This window comes from Arthrobacter sp. B10-11 (assembly GCF_033142195.1).
Taxonomy (GTDB): Bacteria; Actinomycetota; Actinomycetes; order Actinomycetales; family Micrococcaceae; genus Arthrobacter; species Arthrobacter oryzae_C.
This window is the reverse complement of sequence record NZ_JAWMTH010000003.1, coordinates 169,015-185,343: the sequence shown is the minus strand read 5'-3', so window position 1 is coordinate 185,343 and position 16,329 is coordinate 169,015. Positions and strand designations below refer to the sequence as shown.

General features: G+C 66.6%; 12 protein-coding genes. 3 read left to right on the top strand and 9 right to left on the bottom strand.

What is annotated here, in order from left to right:
- Window positions 1–21: 21 nt before the first annotated feature.
- From RW112_RS10745 to RW112_RS10715, 7 genes are all read right to left on the bottom strand, one after another.
- Window positions 22–690: a lysophospholipid acyltransferase family protein gene (locus tag RW112_RS10745; RefSeq protein WP_305940993.1), complete on the bottom strand. Its 669-nt coding sequence runs from the start codon at window positions 688–690 to the stop codon at window positions 22–24.
- Window positions 677–1,393, bottom strand: coding sequence for an HAD hydrolase-like protein (locus tag RW112_RS10740; RefSeq protein ID WP_317781763.1), 717 nt, complete (start codon window positions 1,391–1,393; stop codon window positions 677–679). Before RW112_RS10740 ends, RW112_RS10745 begins: the two co-directional genes overlap by 14 nt.
- A 107-nt stretch (window positions 1,394–1,500) precedes the next feature.
- Window positions 1,501–4,428, bottom strand: coding sequence for an excinuclease ABC subunit UvrA (gene uvrA / locus RW112_RS10735; RefSeq protein WP_317781762.1), 2,928 nt, complete (start codon window positions 4,426–4,428; stop codon window positions 1,501–1,503).
- Between the two features lie 45 nt (window positions 4,429–4,473).
- Window positions 4,474–4,854, bottom strand: coding sequence for a GntR family transcriptional regulator (locus RW112_RS10730; protein ID WP_317781761.1), 381 nt, complete (start codon window positions 4,852–4,854; stop codon window positions 4,474–4,476).
- Complete coding sequence (locus RW112_RS10725; RefSeq protein WP_317781760.1) at window positions 4,851–6,737, bottom strand: ABC transporter ATP-binding protein; 1,887 nt, start codon at window positions 6,735–6,737, stop codon at window positions 4,851–4,853. Before RW112_RS10725 ends, RW112_RS10730 begins: the two co-directional genes overlap by 4 nt.
- Window positions 6,734–8,467, bottom strand: a complete 1,734-nt coding sequence (locus RW112_RS10720) for an ABC transporter ATP-binding protein (protein ID WP_317782181.1) — start codon at window positions 8,465–8,467, stop codon at window positions 6,734–6,736. Before RW112_RS10720 ends, RW112_RS10725 begins: the two co-directional genes overlap by 4 nt.
- Window positions 8,468–8,510: 43 nt before the next feature.
- Window positions 8,511–9,290, bottom strand: a complete 780-nt coding sequence (locus RW112_RS10715; protein ID WP_317781758.1) for a trans-aconitate 2-methyltransferase — start codon at window positions 9,288–9,290, stop codon at window positions 8,511–8,513.
- 110 nt (window positions 9,291–9,400) lie between these two features.
- Between RW112_RS10715 and RW112_RS10710 the strand changes: the two genes are divergently transcribed.
- Window positions 9,401–11,947, top strand: a complete 2,547-nt coding sequence (locus RW112_RS10710) for a DEAD/DEAH box helicase (protein ID WP_317781757.1) — start codon at window positions 9,401–9,403, stop codon at window positions 11,945–11,947.
- 15 nt (window positions 11,948–11,962) lie between these two features.
- Here RW112_RS10710 and RW112_RS10705 read toward each other — a convergent pair whose 3' ends face one another.
- Window positions 11,963–12,847 (bottom strand): SGNH/GDSL hydrolase family protein, encoded by an 885-nt coding sequence (locus tag RW112_RS10705; RefSeq protein ID WP_317781756.1) that lies wholly within the window; start codon window positions 12,845–12,847, stop codon window positions 11,963–11,965.
- A gap of 139 nt (window positions 12,848–12,986) precedes the next feature.
- On the opposite strand from RW112_RS10705, the gene RW112_RS10700 reads away from it, so the two are divergent.
- Together RW112_RS10700 and RW112_RS10695 are read left to right on the top strand one after the other, a co-directional pair.
- A complete protein-coding gene (locus RW112_RS10700; RefSeq protein ID WP_317781755.1) occupies window positions 12,987–13,487 on the top strand; it encodes a GNAT family N-acetyltransferase in 501 nt (166 codons plus the stop codon).
- A gap of 31 nt (window positions 13,488–13,518) precedes the next feature.
- Entirely contained in the window at window positions 13,519–14,877 is a 1,359-nt protein-coding gene (locus tag RW112_RS10695; RefSeq protein WP_317782180.1) for an alpha/beta fold hydrolase, read from the top strand.
- Here the strand turns inward: RW112_RS10695 and RW112_RS10690 are convergent.
- Window positions 14,863–16,296: an MFS transporter gene (locus RW112_RS10690; RefSeq protein ID WP_317781754.1), complete on the bottom strand. Its 1,434-nt coding sequence runs from the start codon at window positions 16,294–16,296 to the stop codon at window positions 14,863–14,865. The genes RW112_RS10695 and RW112_RS10690 overlap by 15 nt on opposite strands.
- Between the last annotated feature and the right edge of the window lie 33 nt (window positions 16,297–16,329).

Here is a 16,329-nt window from a genome sequence, read left to right as displayed (position 1 = left end):
GATGCACGGGTGCCCCCGACGCTACTCCGCAACCTTGCTCTGGTTGTAGCTGGTGGAGCGCTCCTGGCCGCTGAGCTCGGCGATGGCGTCCATGATGCGGTCGGTGACCTGTCGGCGTGCCGGCAGCGAGTGGTCGGGCCCGGTCTTTTCGAAGTACAGCGGCTCGCCGACCTTCATGGTGAAGTGCTGCGGCTTGACCCCGTTCTGGCCTGCCGGCTGGAGGTGCTCGGTTCCGATGAGGCCGACGGGAATGACGGGCGCACCCGTGGTCAGGGCGAGCCAGCCGACACCGGTGCGTCCGCGGTACAGGATGCCGTCCCGGGACCGGGTGCCCTCCGGGTAGATGCCGATGCCTTTTCCGGATTCGAGGATGTCCAGGAGGGTCTTGAGCGCCGCCACGCTGGCAGCCTGTTCTCCGCGTTCCACGGGAATGGAGCCGACAGATTCGAAGAAGGACTTCATGACCTTCCCCTTGACGCCTCCGGTGGTGAAGTATTCGGCCTTGGCGAAGAAGGCCACCGGCCGCGGCATGAGGGCCTGCACAATCACGCTGTCCAGAAAGGACAGGTGGTTCGGAGCGACGATAAAGGGCCCCTCCTTGGGAACGTTCTCCAGCCCGATGACGGTGGGCCGGCACGTTCCTGAGATCAGCGTGCGGGTGGTCCAGCGGATCGCATCAAACAATGCCATCGTTGTTCACCTCGCCCAGGGCCGCGGCACGCAGTGCGTCCATGCTGTCAACGGTGGCGGCGAGGTCGGTGGTGGAGTGCACGATCGCCACGGCACCCGCCTCCTGGAGCTCACCGTCGGGCGCGAAGCCCCAGCTCACGCCGATGCAGTCAAGGCCGTTGGCCAGGGCACCGGCGACGTCCTGCGCACGGTCGCCCACCATGACGGCGTGCTGTGTGCGGAGGTCGGACAGGGCTGCGGCAACAATCTCGGTTTTGCCGCGCGGAGCCGTGGCGTGGGCAGCTTCATCGGCCGCCGAACCGCGGATGAAGTGGAACGAGGACGCGATGCCGTGGTGTTCAAGCACAATCCGTGCCAGACCTTCGGGCTTCTGCGTGGCCACTGCAATGGGACGGCCGGACGCAGCGTATTCCTCGATGAGGTCGGGGATGCCGGGATACAGGCGGCTCTGCGCGATGCCGGTTTCCAGGTAGTAGGCCCGGTACAGGCGGATGACCTCTGCCAGCTGCTCCTGCGGAACCCCGGCGATGTTGAGGAGGGAGTCGCTGAGTTTCGGACCGATCATGGCGTCCAGTTGGGCCTGGGCGGGAACCCTGATGCCGAGTTGGGTAAGGGCCGCGGAGATTCCGCCCGTAATCCCGCCTGCCGGATCGACAAGAGTGCCGTCCAGGTCGAAGATCACGGGCACTGTTGAAAGGGTCACCGGGCTAGTTTCTCATGAGTGCGCGAATGGCTGAAACTCGCATTCCCCGGCGGGAATACTTCTTCCCGCCGGATCAGCACGCTCCAGCCATTCGGCGCAGTGGTCGGCTAGCCCAGGATTTCAGCCAGGAACGAGGCCGTGTAGCTCGTGGTGGACTTTGCGACCTGTTCGGGGGTGCCGGTCGCTATTATCTGGCCACCGCCCGAGCCGCCGTCGGGTCCCAGGTCAACGATCCAGTCCGCGCTCTTGATGACGTCGAGGTTGTGTTCGATGGTGATCACGGTGTTGCCCTTGTCCACCAGCCCCTGGAGGACCATCAGCAGCTTGCGGATGTCCTCGAAGTGCAGCCCTGTGGTGGGCTCGTCCAGGACGTAGATGCTCCGGCCGTTGGAGCGCTTCTGGAGTTCCGCTGCCAGCTTGACGCGCTGCGCTTCACCGCCGGACAGCGTGGTGGCCGGCTGTCCCAGCCGCACGTAACCGAGTCCGACGTCGACCAGCGTGCGGAGGTGCCGGGCGATCGGAGTGAAGGCGGCAAAGAATTCAGCGCCCTCCTCGATCGGCATGTCCAGAACGTCGGCGATGGTCTTGCCCTTGTAGTGGACTTCCAGGGTTTCCCGGTTGTACCGTGCGCCGTGGCAGACTTCGCAGGGCACGTAGACGTCCGGCAGGAAGTTCATTTCGATCTTCAGCGTGCCGTCGCCGGAACAGGCCTCGCAGCGACCGCCCTTCACATTGAACGAGAACCGCCCGGGCTGGTAGCCGCGGACCTTGGCTTCCGTGGTCTCGGCGAAGAGCTTCCGGATGTTGTCGAACACACCCGTGTACGTGGCGGGGTTGGAACGCGGCGTCCGGCCGATGGGGCTCTGGTCGACGTGCACCACCTTGTCCAGGTGCTCAAGGCCCTGCACTGACTTGTGCCGTCCGGCCACCTGTTTGGCGCCGTTGAGCTTGTTGGCGAGCACCTTGTAAAGGATTTCGTTGACCAGGGTGGATTTGCCGGAACCGCTCACCCCCGTCACGGCCGTCAACAGGCCCAGCGGGAACGCGGCATCCACGTTAACGAGGTTATTCTCCTTGGCCCCGATGACTTTCAGCTCACGCTTTTTGTCGTACTTGCGCCGCTTCTTGGGAATGTCGATCTTCTTCCGGCCGGAGAGGTAGTCCCCGGTGAGCGATTCCGTGTTCTCCAGGAGTTCCTTGTATGAGCCGGAGTGCACCACCTGGCCGCCGTGTTCACCGGCGCCGGGTCCGATGTCGACAACCCAGTCGGCTTCCTGGATGGTGTCTTCATCGTGCTCCACCACGATGAGCGTGTTGCCGAGGTCGCGCAGGCGGGTGAGGGTCTCGATCAGGCGGCGGTTGTCACGCTGGTGCAGGCCGATGGACGGCTCGTCGAGGACGTAGAGCACGCCCACCAGGCCGGAACCGATCTGGGTTGCCAGGCGGATCCGCTGGGCCTCGCCGCCGGACAAGGTGCCGGAGGGGCGCTCAAGGTTCAGGTACTCGAGCCCCACGTCAAGGAGGAAGGTCAGGCGCGCCTGGATTTCCTTCAGGACCTGGTGCGCGATCTGGGCTTCGCGGCCGGTCAGCACCAGGGTGTCCAGGAAGTGCGCACATTCACGCATGGGCATCGCGGCGACCTCGGCAATGGACTTGCCGTTGATCAGCACCGAGAGCGAGGCCGGGTTCAGGCGGGCGCCGTTGCAGGCAGGGCACGGGATCTGGCGCATGTACTCTTCGTACCGGTCCCGGGCGGAATCGGAATCCGTTTCCAGGTGTTTGCGGTGCACGTACTGGATGACACCCTCGAAGCCGGTGCTGTACTTGCGCTCCCGGCCGAAGCGGTTGCGGTACTGCACCACGACTTTGTGGTCCTTGCCGTGCAGGACGGTCTGCCGGATGTCCTTGGGGAGCTTCTGCCATGGTGTCTTCATGGAGAAGCCAAGCTCCTTGGCCAGCCCGGACAGCAGCCGGTTCCAGTACTCGCTGGTGGCCGTGCCCAGGGACCAGGGGGCAATGGCGCCCTCACCCAGGGAAAGCTCGGCGTTCGGAATGATCAGTTCCTCATCAACTTCGAGCTTGGTGCCGATGCCGCTGCACGCCGAGCACGCACCGAACGGATTGTTGAAGGAAAACGAGCGGGGTTCGATTTCGTCGATGGCGAGGGGGTGCTCGTTGGGGCAGGCGAGATGCTCGGAGAACGCCCTGACCCGTTCCGGATCGTCCGCTTCGAGGTCCACGAATTCCGCCAGAACCCGGCCCTCGGCCAAACCCAGCGCGGTTTCCACGGAGTCGGTCAGGCGCTGGCGGATCCCGTCCTTGACGACTAGCCGGTCCACCACCACTTCGATGGTGTGCTTGAACTGCTTTCCGAGCTTGGGCGGGTCGCTGAGCTGGATCAGTTCGCTGTCCACCCGGGCCCGGGAGTAGCCCTTGGCGGTGAGTTCCTTGAAGAGATCGACGAATTCGCCCTTCCGCCCGCGGACCACGGGTGCCAGCACCTGGAAGCGGGTGCCGTCGGGAAGTTCCAGCAACTGGTCGACGATCTGCTGCGGCGTCTGCTTGGCCACCTGCTCGCCGCAGATGGGGCAGTGCGGGCGCCCCACACGGGCCCAGAGCAAACGCATGTAGTCGTAGATCTCGGTGATGGTGCCAACAGTGGAGCGCGGGTTCTTGCTGGTGGATTTCTGGTCGATGGAGACCGCCGGGGACAGCCCTTCGATGAAGTCGACGTCCGGTTTGTCCACTTGACCCAGGAACTGCCGGGCGTATGCGGAGAGCGACTCAACGTAGCGGCGCTGGCCCTCGGCGAAGATCGTGTCGAACGCCAGGGATGACTTGCCGGATCCGGACAGCCCGGTGAAAACGATCATCGAGTCCCGCGGCAGGTCCAGGTCCACGTTTCGCAGGTTGTGCTCGCGCGCCCCTTTCACCACGAGGCGGGAAAGGTCAGGGCGCGCCGGTTTTCCTTGGTTTAGGGGTACGACGGCGGGGCGGGCATCAACGGCTGGTTCTTCAGCTACGGCTTTAGGCACCCACTAATGCTAATCGAAAACTTCTTCGAATTTCCATGCGGCCGCCTATTCGGCGTCGTAGGCTGCCGCCAACAGCTGGACCGCCTCGGCGAAGCTGGCGCCCTGGGCCTTAGCCGCGGTAGCGAATTCTGCGGCCGCCGCACTCAGCGAGGACCAGGCTTCGTCCCTGGCGCAGACGATGGTTCCGTGCCTGCCGCGGGTTGCAACGACTCCTGCCGCTTCCAGCTCCTTATATGCGCGGGCCACGGTGTGCGGAGCCACACCCAGTGCGGTGGCCAGGCTGCGGACCGCCGGCAGGCGCGTACCGGGGGCAAGGACGCCGCTGTCTGCCCGCTCGATGATGTTCAGGCGCAACTGTTCGAAGAGCGGCACGGAACTGCCTTGGTTCGGCTTCCAGCTCCCGGGAAATTCGTTCACACCGCTCACAGCCCGGACTCCCCTGCGCGCAGAGCCTCTTCCTTGCCGGCGAACTGGGCATCGTAGAGCCTGCTGTAGTGCCCGTTGGCTGCGAGCAGCTGGCGGTGGTTCCCTTGTTCAACGATTCGTCCGTGGTCCATGACCAGAATTAGATCAGCGTCCCGCACGGTGGACAAACGGTGGGCAATCACAAAGCTGGTCCGGCCCTGCCGCAGCTGCAGCATCGCCCGCCGGATTTGCACCTCAGTACGCGTGTCCACCGAACTCGTCGCCTCGTCCAGGACCAGGATGCTGCGGCCGGCCAGCTGTGCCCTGGCGATGGTGATCAGTTGCCGCTGGCCGTGGCTGAGGGTATCGCCGTCATTGCCCAACACTGTCGCGTATCCGTCCGGGAGGGCCCGGACGAAGTGGTCCACCAGCGTGGCTTCGGCCGCCGCCTGGATGTCCGCGTCACTCGCACCGGGGCGGCCGTACTCAATGTTCTCCCTGATGGTGCCGTTGAACAGCCAGGCGTCCTGCAGCACCATCGCGATCATGGACCGGAGCTCATCCCGCGAGCATTCCGCGATGTCCACCCCGTCGACGGTGATCCGGCCCGAATCCAGCTCGTAGAACCTCATCAGCAGGTTCACCATGGTGGTTTTGCCGGCACCGGTATGGCCCACGATGGCGACGGTCCGGCCCGGCTCGGCGGTGAAGGACAGTTCATGGACCACGGGGGCTTCACTGCTGTAGCCGAAGGTGACGGCGTCGAACACCACGCGGCCGCCGGTGATTCCGGCTCGGGTACTTCCGGTTCCTGGATTGAGGGCGCCTGACGGCTCCCCCCGCACCGGGTCCGCCTGCCCGGGTTCCACCCTCTCCGGCGGAATTTCGGCTGCGTCGAGCAGAGCGAACACGCGCCCGGCTGAGGCGATGCAGGACTGGATCAGCGTCACCATGCCGCCGATCTGGCCGATGGGCTGGCTGAAGAGCCGGCTGAACTGGATGAAGGCCTGGACTCCGCCGATGGTCATCGCGCCGGCCGTGACCTGCAGGGCCCCGACCACGGCCACGGCAAGGTAATTGAGGTTGGAGACGAACACCAGCAGGGGCTGGACGGCGCCGGAGACGTACTGTGCGCGGGCGCTGGTCCGGAACAGCCTGTCATTGCTGTTGGTGAAGGTCTCGGTGGCCATCCCCTGCCGTCCGAAAGCCTTGAGCACCTCGTGGCCGGTGATGTACTCCTCCAGGTGCGCGTTGAGTTCGCCCGTGGTGCTCCACTGTTCGGAGAAATGCGCCTGGGACTTCCGCGCCACGAGGACCGTGACCAGCGCGGAAAACGGCACGGTCACCAGCGCAATGACGGCCAGCACCGGGGACAGCCAGAGCATCATCGACAGTGCGCCGAGCAGCATCAGCGCGGACAGGATCAGCTGGTTCAGCAGCTGGTTCAGGGCCTGGGAAATGTTGTCCACGTCGTTGGTGGCCCTGCTGAGGACATCGCCGCGGCGCTGCTCGTCGAAATGCGCAGAGGGGAGGCGCGGCAGTTTGTCCTCCACGGCGGCCCGCAACCGGTAGCTCACCCGCTGCACCGCCGTGGCGGTGACGGCGCCCTGCACCCAGCTAAAAACAGATGCCCCGATGTACATCACTGCCACGGTCAGCAACAGGGAGGCCAGCCCCTGTTCGTTGAAGGTGCCTCCAAAGACACCGTCAACGACGACGTCGGTGGCGTCACCCAGTAATTTGGGCGCCGTCACGTTAAGGGCCACAAACGCGCACGTTGCCGCCACGGCGGCGAGCATCCGCCATTTGACCGGCCCCAGGAGTCCCAGGAGGCGCCGGCCGGTGGCCCAGGCGCCGGCTCCGGGCCCGCCGCCGGTGACCGCCGTCGTCGTGCTTCCGGTCATAGACTGCCTCCCAGCGCAAGCTGTGAGGCAGCAATTTCCTGGTACACCGTCGAGGTGCGCATGAGTTCTGCGTGCGTCCCCTGGGCAACGAGCCTGCCCTGGTCCAGCACCAGGATGAGGCCGGCATCAAGGATGGTGGCGATGCGCTCGGCCACGATGATCACCGTGGATCGGCGCGTGAGCGGGGCTAGCGCCTGGCGGAGTCGGGCGTCCGTTGCATAGTCCAGCGCTGAGAGGCTGTCGTCGAAAAGGTACACCGGGGCGTCGCGGAGCAGAGCCCGGGCTATGCACAGTCGCTGGCGCTGCCCGCCGGACAGGTTTGTTCCGCCCTGGCCGACGGCGCTGTTGAGTCCCTGCGGCAGTTCCCGGACAAAGTCCTCCGCCTGGGCGGTGCGGAGCGCGCGGAAGAGGTCCTCGTCGCTGGCATGGGGGGCAGCTATCCTCAGGTTCTCGGCCACGGTGCCGGCAAAGAGATAGGCACGCTGGGGCACCAGCGACAGGCTGTCCCGCAGGAAGTGAAGCGGAAGTGAGCGGACGTTGTGCCCGCCGATCATGACGTCCCCTGCGGTGGCGTCCAGGAACCGGGGCAGCAGGTTGATCAGTGTTGACTTTCCGCTGCCTGTGGAACCGATGATGGCGGTGATGGTGCCCGGCGAAGCCGTAAAGCTGATGCTGTCCAGCACCGGCGCCTCAGCTCCGGGATAGGAGAATGTGACGTCCCGGAATTCCACCGTACCGCCGGGTGTGCGCCGCCCGTGGGGCAGCCCTGAACGGGAAACCGGCGGATCCGCGATGGCCGGGCGGGTGTCCAGCACGGCTCCGATCCGTTCCGCACAGGCGGCGGCGCGGGGAGCGGTCATCAGGACGTACATCGCCATCATGATGGCGATGAGGATCTGCAGGATGTAGGCAATGAACGCCGTGAGTGCGCCGATCTGCATTTCCCCGGCCTGGATCCTGTGGCCGCCGAACCACACCACGCCCACGGATGACAGGTTCACCACGATCATGATCAGCGGCAGCATTCCTGCCACCAGCAGCGCCGACTGCAGGTTGTTCCGGGTCAGGTCACGGTTGACGACGGCGAAGCGGCGCGCCTCGTGTGCCTGGCGGACGAAGGCGCGAATGACGTTGGCTCCGATGATCTGCTCCCGCAGCACGCTGCTGATGCGGTCGATGAGCACCTGGCCTTCCCTGTACAGGGGCACCAGACGGCGGACAATCACGTACATGATGAGCACCAGCACCGGCACAATGGCCACCAGGATGCCGGACAGGGCCACGTCCTGGTTCAGGGCCAGCACAATACCGCCGATTCCCATGGCTGGCGCCGCCACCAGCATGGTGAAGACCAGCACGGCCAGCGCCTGGATCTGCTGCACGTCGTTGGTGGCCCGTGTGACCAGGCTCGGCACACCAAACGTCGCCACTTCCTGGGAGGACAGCGTCTGGACTTTTGCGAAGAGCTCCAGGCGCAGTTGCCGGCCGAGCTTCATGGCCACATTGGCGCTGAGGTATCCCGCGGCCAGCGCAGCGGCCACCTGGACAGCGGCAATTGCGGCCATCCAGCCGCCCAGCTGAAGAATGAGGTCTGTATTGCCCTTGACGATTCCGTCGTCGACCACGGAGGCATTGAGCGTGGGCAGCAGGAGATTGGCCGTTGTCTGGACAAGCTGAAGCACCACGATGGCCAGCACCGCCGGTTTGTGCGCGGCGAGCAGCCGCAGCATCAGGCCTCGGAGCACCGCACCTCCCCCCGCAGTGACGGCATGGTCAGGCCCGTTTCCGCGCGACTGCGAAGGTCCTCCGGAACGGAAAGACGGTGCCGTGGGCGGTGGCAGGGTAGGCGTCCCTGAGCAGGGCGGCATACTCGGCTTCGAATTCCGCAGCTTCCTCCGGCGCCAGCGCCGCAAGCACCGGACGCAGCCCTGCTCCCCTGACCCACTCCAGCACCGGGTCCGGCCCCTGAAGCACCTGCAGGTAGGTGGTTTCCCAGGCGTCGGCGTCGCAGCCGGCGTCGAGCATGATGTTCAGGTATCCGGCGGGCTCGGCGACAGCGTCATCGTGGCGCAGCACGCCGTCGAGCGCTTCCTTCCAGCGGCCGGACCCGGCCAGCTGCCTCATCAGCGCATGGGAGGGAGAACCGAAATTGCCGGGAACCTGCAGGGCGAACCAGCCGCCCGGCCTGAGTGCCTCCAGCCAGCCTGCCAGCAGCGCGGTGTGTCCGGGGACCCACTGGAGCGCCGCATTGGTCACCACCACATCCGTCAGGTGCGACGGCATCCATTCGGTGATGTTCCGCAGCGCAAAGGAAAGGTTGGCGTACTGCGCCGCATGGTCTTCAGCCTGGCGCAGCATTTCGGCGGACGAGTCGATGCCCACCACCTCGGCACCGGGCCAGCGCTCTGCCAGCGTGGCTGTCAGGTTGCCGGGTCCGCAGCCGAGGTCCACCACGTGGCGCGGATCGTCAGCATGGACGCGCGCCGTGAGGTCAAAGTACGGCCTGTCGCGGTGGTTCCCGAACTCCACGTACTTCGCAGGATCCCATTTCAAAGACGCCCTCCAATGGCTCGTGCTCTTGCCGTCAGGCCGAGCCTAGCCCCGGCCGGCCCCGCGACCAAGGAAGAACCACCCATTGGCGGCGGGCACTAAGCTTGAAAGCAATGAAACTCGTTGAGCAGCTCCCTGTCCCGGCCGAACGCACCTCCAGCGGGACGGCCCACGATCCGGACGAGCTGTACACCCGCTTCGTCGAGTGGACCGAAAGCCGGGGGCTGTCACTCTACGCGGCCCAGGACGAAGCCATTATGGAGCTGGCGTCCGGTGACAACGTCATTTTGGCTACTCCGACAGGCTCCGGCAAGTCCCTGGTGGCGATCGCCGCGCACTTCCAGGCGATGGCCCGGGGGGAGCGCAGCTATTACACGGCGCCCATCAAAGCACTCGTGTCGGAGAAGTTCTTCGCCCTGTGCGAAATCTTCGGCGCTGAAAACGTGGGGATGATTACCGGCGATTCAGGCGTCAACCAGGACGCGCCGATCATCTGCTGCACCGCTGAAATCCTCGCCAACATCGCCCTGCGCGAGGGGGCCGGTGCGGACCTGGGCGCGGTGATCATGGATGAGTTCCACTTCTACTCCGACCCCCAGCGCGGCTGGGCCTGGCAGGTGCCGCTTCTGGAGCTGCCGCAGGCCCAGTTCCTGCTGATGTCCGCAACGCTGGGGGATGTCAGCCGCTTCGAGACCGGCCTCACCGAGTTGACGGGGCGCCCGACGACGACTGTCAGTTCCGCTGAACGTCCGATTCCGCTGCACTACTACTACGAGCAGACGCCGGTCCACGAGACCCTTGAAGAGCTGCTCTCCACCAGGCAGGTTCCGGTGTACGTGGTCCACTTCAGCCAGCTGGAGGCGATCGACCGCGCCCAGAACCTGATGAGCATCAACGTCTGCACGCGGGAGGAGAAGGACAAGATCGCGGAGCTGATTGCAGGCTTCCGCTTCGCGGCCGGGTTCGGCAAGACCCTCAACCGGCTGGTCCGCCACGGCATCGGTGTCCACCACGCGGGCATGCTCCCGAAGTACCGCCGGCTGGTGGAGCAGCTGGCCCAGGCCGGCCTGCTCAAGGTCATCTGCGGTACCGACACGCTGGGCGTGGGCATCAACGTGCCCATCCGCACGGTCCTGCTCACCGCCCTCAGCAAGTACGACGGCGTCCGCACCCGGCTGCTGAACTCCCGCGAGTTCCACCAAATCGCAGGCCGCGCCGGCCGGGCCGGCTACGACACCGCCGGCACCGTGGTGGTGCAGGCCCCCGAGCACGTGATTGAGAACGTCAAGGCGATGGCCAAGGCCACCGCAAAGTTCGGGGACGATCAGAAGAAGCTCCGCCAGGTGGTCAAGCGGAAGCCGCCGGAGGGCTTCGTGTCCTGGGGTGAACCCACCTACAACCGCCTGGTCTCGTCCGTCCCGGATCCGCTGACATCAAGCTTCACCGTGACCCACGCCATGCTGATGAACCTGATGGAACGGCCCGGCGACCCGTTCAAGGCCGCGCGGCGGCTGCTCACGGAAAACCATGAACCACGCAGTTCACAGCTGCAGCTGATGAAAAAGGCGCTGGGCATCTACCGGGAGCTGCTGGCCGCAGGAGTGGTGGAACGGATCCCGGCCGGGGAACAGGGACCGGACGGCAGGACCGTCCGGCTCACGGTCCACCTGCAGGCCAACTTCGCGCTGAACCAGCCGCTCTCGCCGTTCGCGCTGGCGGCACTGGAACTCCTTGATCCGGAGTCGCCGTCGTACGCCCTTGACGTGGTGTCCGTCATCGAATCCACGCTGGAAAAGCCCCGGCAGATCCTCTCCGCCCAGCAGAAAAAGGCCCGCGGGGAAGCCATCGCCGCGATGAAGGCCGACGGCATCGAGTACGACCAGCGGATGGCCATGCTGGAAGACGTCACCTATCCCCAACCGCTCGCGGAAATCCTGGGCGAAGCGTTCGACGTCTACCGCAAGGCAGCGCCGTGGGTGGGCGACTTCGAACTCGCTCCCAAGTCCGTGGTCCGGGACATGTATGAGCGGGCCATGAACTTCGGCGAATTCGTCCAGTTCTACGGCCTGGCCCGTTCCGAAGGCATCGTGCTGCGATACCTGGCCGACGGCTTCAAGGCACTGCGCCAGACGGTCCCGCAGGATGCCCTGCGGGAAGACCTCGAGGACCTCATTGCCTGGCTCGGCGAGCTGGTCCGGCAGGTGGACTCCAGCCTGCTGGACGAGTGGGAGGAACTCACGTCCGGCGCCGCCCCGACCCCGCACGACGCTCCCCCGCCTCCGCCGCCGTCGCTGACCTCCAACATCAGGGCGTTCCGGGTGATGGTCCGGAACGAAATGTTCCGGCGCGTGGAACTCTTCGCCGATGAGGCTGCTACCGAACTCGGCGAACTCGACGGCGGCACGGGCTGGGATGCCGACCGCTGGGAGGATGTCCTGGACGACTACTTCGACGAACACAACGACATCGGCACCGGGCCGGACGCCCGCGGACCGGGCCTGCTCATCATCACCGAGGAACCCGGGACGTGGAAGGTCCGGCAGATCTTTGACGATCCTGCCGGAAACCACGACTGGGGGATCTCGGCGGAGGTTGACCTGGCGGCGTCGGATGAGACCGGCACCGCTGTGGTGCGGGTGACCGACGTCAGCAGGCTCTGACCGGGACTGCGGCCGTCAACCCAGGGCGGCACGGACTGTGTCCGCCCACAGCCGCTGTCCTGCTGGATTCGGATGGACGTCGTCCGCCAGCAGGCCAGGCAGGCCTCCACGTGCCCGGAACGCTTCGTTGACGTCGATCACGGGGTAGCCTGCACCCGGCGCCCAGCCCCGAAGCGCGGCCACACTGCCTGCCGTCTGCTCCTGCCACATCCCCAACGAAGGGTTCTGCAGCACGATTGCTGCCGGAACCGGCGCGGCCCACTTGGCGTCAGAGGCCGCCAGCAGCTCCGCGGCCCCCTCGTCAGCCCGGTCCGGGTACGGGTTGTGCCCGAAATTCAGCACGGTAAGCGAGGGCCGCGAGGGCTGGATCCGGTGCAGGTGCTCGAGCGGATAGGCGTAGGAGGCTCCTGCACGGGAACCGTTCCAGACAGTGATGGATCGATCAGGGCCCGGGTACACCGTGGGATGCGCTTCCCAGTCGCCTGCGGCCGCGTCCCAGAAGTGGAGGGTAACGGTTCCGCGTGCCGCCAGGTCCCGGGCCCACAAGTCGACCCATTCGCCTGGTTCATCCCCGGTGGAGTCCCCCAGGACGCTGATGGTCAGCGCCCCGGGACTGCTGATCAGCGCCCGGAGGTCAGTGAGGGGCACGGCCCCAGCCGGCGCGGATGCCGGCGACGGCACGGCCCCCGCCGGAGCGGATGCCGGCGACGGCACGGCCCCCGCCGGAGCGGATGCCGGCGACGGCACGGCCCCCGCCGGAGCGGATGCTGGTGATACCGGATCCGGACGCGGGCCGGTCAATTGGAAAAGCGCCCCGCCGGCAAGCGCGGCACCTCCCACTACCAGCACCACGATGAGCAGGAGTTTCGCCCGGGTGCGCACTCCGTTCTGGCCGTTCATAGCTCACCGCCGGTCGGTAGTAGTGTGGGCGCCGCTTGCCTCCCCCCGCATCGAGCGGCAGGGCGGCAGGATTCAGTAGAGTGGACATCAAGCCCGAGCTTCAAAACACCCTCCAGCAGGGAGAGACGAGAACCCCATCATGAGTGTAATCCGGCCAGCCACGGTAGACGACGTCCCCGTCATCCTGCAGATGATCCACGACCTGGCCGTCTATGAAAAGGAACCCCACGCCGTCCGGAACACACCGGAAATGCTCACCGCGGTACTTTTCGGCGAGCATCCGCGGGTGTTTGCCGCCATGGCCGAGAACGAATCCGGTGACGTCCAGGGCTTCGCGCTCTGGTTCCTGAACTATTCCACGTGGGAAGGCGTCCACGGCATCTACCTCGAGGACCTCTATGTGACTCCGGAGGCACGGGGCGAAGGCCACGGCAAGGCGCTGCTGCAGCACCTGGCCGCCATCGCCGTCGAACGCGGATATGCCCGCGTCGAGTGGAGCGTCCTCGACTGGAATGAACCGTCCATCAACTTCTACAAGAAGTTGGGCGCGTTCCCCATGGAGGAGTGGTCCACGTTCCGGCTGACCGGGGAGGCCCTTGAGTCCTTCGGCACCGCCCGTGAGGCGCAGGTCCTTGGCTGATCTTCCGATGACCGGGCTGGCCGCCGTGGGAATGCTGGAGGCGGCGGCCGCCGGCACCAACGCGCCGGCCGTCCCGCATACCGTCAGGGCGCGGCATGAATACCGCCGGATGCGCACGGCCGAGCACTTTTTCGAGGTGCCGCTGGACCACTTCGGTTGCGGCTCCGGCTCCGGCTCCGGGGAGACGATCACGGTCTTTGCCCGGGAATACGTCTCGGCCGATCACAGCGAAGAGGAAGCCGCGGAACTTCCGTGGCTGCTCTACCTGCAGGGCGGCCCCGGAGGCCGCGGCAACCGGCTTCCCGCGCTTGGCGGCTGGAGCAAGGCGGCGGCCAAGGACTTCCGCATCCTCATGCTGGACCAGCGCGGGACCGGACTGTCCACCCCGATCGACCGCAACACGCTCCCTCTGCGCGGGAATGATGCGGACCAGCTGGACTACCTCACGCACTTCCGCGCGGACTCGATTGTGGCTGATGCCGAAGCGATCCGGCATGCCCTCGGGTCAGCCCCGTGGACGATTTACGGGCAAAGCTACGGCGGCTTCTGCGCGCTCAGCTACCTCTCCTTCGCCCCGGAGGGCCTGCGTGAGGCGCTCATCACCGGGGGATTGGCGCCGCTGCACGGTCCGGCGGACAGGGTGTACCAGGCCACCTACCGCCGCGTCGCCGCCCGCAACGGAGAATACTTCGCCGCCTATCCGGAGGACCGCGCCGCCGTGAGCCGGATTGCACGGCACCTTCGTGACACGGAGGAGCACCTGCCCGACGGCGGGCGGCTCACCGTGGAGCGCTTCCAGATGGTTGGCTCGTTCATGGGCGGCAATACCCGCGTGGACACCCTGCACCACCTGCTGGAGGACGCCTTTGTGGCGACGCCTCACGGGGAGCGCCTCTCGGACACCTTCCTGGAGCAGGTCCGTGGACTTGTCACCCGCGCCGGGAACCCGTTGTACGCCCTCATGCATGAATCCATCTATGGCCAGGGCGAGGCGACAGACTGGGCGGCGTTGCGTGTGCTCCAGGACTTCCCGGAATTCCGTCCGGACGCCGCCGAGCCGCTGCTGACCGGCGAAATGGTTTACCCCTGGTACTTCGAACAGGATCCGGCCTTGCGTCCGCTGGGGAACGTTGCGCAGCTGCTGGCGGAGAAGCCGGACTGGAAGCCGCTGTACAACCCGGAACGGCTGGCTGCTAACACCGTTCCCGTTGCCGCCGCGGTGTACAGCGAGGACATCTACGTTGACCGGGACCTCTCCCTCGAAACGGCCTCGGCGGTGCGCGGGCTCCAGGTGTGGGAGACGGCGGACTTCCACCACGACGGCATTGCGGACGACGGCGAAGGCATCTTCGGGCGCCTGCTGGGAATGGTGCGCTCAGTCCGCAAGTGAGCGGCCCCGGGCCGTTCGGGACATCCCGCCCGTGCGGCCCCCTGCCCGCCCGGGCAGGAGCGCGACGACGGCCGCGGCAAGGACAGCTCCGGCAACCAGTCCTCCGGCCAGGTTGAGGCCCGGGTAGCCCGCCCAGCTGAGGATGACGCCCGAGATGGCGCCGCCCACCGCGCCCGCTGCTCCCATCAGCATGTCCGACACGCCCTGCACCACCACACGGTCTTCCTGGCGGACACTTTCAGCCAGGAGCGTTGATCCTGCGATCGTAGCTGCGGACCACCCGAGCCCGAGGAGAACCAGTCCGACGGCGACTCCGGCCGTCGAGCGCTGTCCCAGGCCGGCGGCGGACACTGCCGCGAGCAGCAGGACGAACCCGACGACGATCGTCTGCTTCCGCCCTGCCGTGTCCGTCAGCCACCCCATCACGGGCGACAACGCGAACATCCCGGCAATGTGCAGCGAGATGGTGAAGCCAATGATCACCAGGACGTCCCCGGAGGCCGCGTGCCCGGCATGGGCGGCGGTGCCGGGGCCGGCCACCAGCTCCTGAAGGTGCAGCGGCGTCACGGACATCACGCCCACCATGACAGCATGGGCACCCACGACGGCAGCCAGCGCCAGGACGGCGGCCGGCGAGCTGCGGGCGGCCCGCAATCCCCGGCCGAGGGCCCGGCCGCGGGGTGCGGCCGGCTGTGCTCCGGCGGGCAGCGGGCCTGCCGGCTGAGGTCCGGCGGCCGGCTGGCTTCCAGCCGCTGCGAGTTGCCGTGCGAACAGCAGCGGGTCCGGGCGGAGCCCTGCAAGCAGCAGGGCGCAGGCCAGCACGAGTCCGGCGGCGGAAATGATGAAGGGGCCCGCGATGGGCGGAAGCCCCACTGCCTGGCCCACCACCGCGCCGGGCTGGATGAGGTTGGGTCCTGCAACGGCGCCGATGGTGATGGCCCAGACGACGGCGGACAGGGCCCGCCCGCGGTGTTCGTCATCGGCGAGGTCCACGGCGGCGAAGCGCGACTGCAGGCTTGACGCGGTGCCGACCCCCACGCCGGCAGTGCCCAGGAGAAGCAAGGCAAAAGTTCCTGACACCACGGAACCCACGATGCACACCATACCGGCGAGGGCTGCCGCGAGACCCGTCACCAGGCCGGCACGGCGGCCGCGGCGCTCGGCCAGCGACGCCAGCGGCAGCGCCGACAGGGCAGCGGCGAGTGTCATCACCGTGGCGACGGAGCCTGCCCAGACGCTGGATCCGGAAAGGTCCACTGCCAGCAGCGAGCCGATGGCAACGGTGGCACCCGTGCCGATTCCGCTCAGGAGCTGCGCCGACCCCAGGAGGATGACGGTGCGCCGCTGGACGGTATGGCGTTGCAGGAGAAGCCGCTGCGCGTGGCTAACGCCGGGCTCCGCCCCGGAAGTGTCTGCCATCTTCAGAGCATAGCCCCGGGCCGCCCGGGCAAA